The following is a 1,305-nucleotide window of genomic DNA, read 5'->3' on the forward strand; positions in this document are numbered from 1 at the left end:
CTCTGGCATCGCTTCCCCTTATAGCTGATCCCTCTACGGATCCGGGGGAACCTCACTCGGCGAGCTTCTCGCGATCGGCGCGCGAGCGCGCAGACTGCTTTTCGACATAGACCCGATCACACTCCCCCACCGCCTCGAGCTGACGCGCCTCATTCTGATCCGCAGCCGACACCCGCACATAGGCCACCCTCTGCCCGCGCGGACGCGAGGCCCGGCGAACCGACGTCGGATCCGGCTTTGGCTTCCCCTCGACGATGTTCTCCGAGTCCGTTGACTCCACCCGGAAGTTCCAGCCCAACTCGTCCCGGCGACGGAACCGAGTCCGCGCCTTCCCGCGGCTGACGATGAGCACCTCCTCGCCACCGTCACCCGAACGGCTCAGAAGCGTCCCAATCCGATCCGCCATTGAAGGCCCTCCCCGCATCCGGCGTATCAATACACCCTAGACCCGGAGAGACGACGTTTCATAACTTGGCTAACCCACCCTGCGCTACAGCGAGATGTGGGTTTGAGTGCTTTGCGGCGGTTTTCTGTGATCGCTTGGGGGCGTTAGTTTCCGATCACGAGGATGCTGGCGGCGGATTCTATGACGTCGTCGGTGATGGTCTCGAGTTGGTTGATCTTGAGCACTCGGGCGATCTGAGGGAAGAGGCGTTCGAGGAGGCAGAAGTTGCCCCGGGTGATGCGTTCGATCGCGGCGATCGCTTGAGCGTCGGTGAAGTCGTCTGGGTCAAGAGTGCGGCCGAGGCGTTTCCAATGGCGATCGAGGACGAAGAGCAGTTCCTCGCGTCCTAGTGCCCGGTATCGGTGTGAAAATCCGAGGCGGCTGTAGAGCTGAGGGTAGTGGCGAAACCGCTGGTCAATGCCAGGCATGCCGATGAGGATGATCGCCAGGTCGTAGCGGTCGTGTTCATCACGGAGGAGTTCGAGTGCGGTCGGGGCCAGTCGTTCGGCTTCATCGATGATGAGCAGCTCGACCCACTTGTTGGTGTGACCTGAGTGGGCGCCGGTGACTTTGCCGATGTTGCGCTGGTGTTCGTCGATGCAGATGCCGAGCTTTGTCTGCAGGTGCGCGATCTCGTGCATGAGGATTTTGGGCCTGGGGAGCACCTCGGGGGTGTAGAACACGGTCCGGCACCGGTTCGCAGTTGCATAAAGCTTGGCGTCGTCTTCGGTGCGCGGCCCCCATTCGGTGATGAACGGTTCCACGGTGTCCCAGTGGGCGTATCGGCGTGCCGATTGGGTCTTGCTGTGGTTCCCCCCGAATCGTGGAGGGTTTCCTAGGCGGCTTCCGGTTCGGTCGCC

General features: G+C 62.1%; 2 protein-coding genes. Both read right to left on the minus strand.

Translation table 11 applies throughout. From position 1 onward, the window contains the following. Positions 1 to 52: 52 nt before the first annotated feature. Positions 53 to 406, minus strand: a complete 354-nt coding sequence (locus tag NR111_RS18200) for a hypothetical protein (RefSeq protein ID WP_374210761.1) — start codon at positions 404 to 406, stop codon at positions 53 to 55. A gap of 143 nt (positions 407 to 549) precedes the next feature. Beyond that, the coding region (locus NR111_RS18205) for an AAA family ATPase (RefSeq protein ID WP_256821624.1) at positions 550 to 1,305 on the minus strand (756 nt) is incomplete at its 5' end.

Origin of the sequence: Dietzia sp. Die43, from assembly GCF_024519835.1 — a bacterium.
Taxonomy (GTDB): Bacteria; Actinomycetota; Actinomycetes; order Mycobacteriales; family Mycobacteriaceae; genus Dietzia; species Dietzia kunjamensis.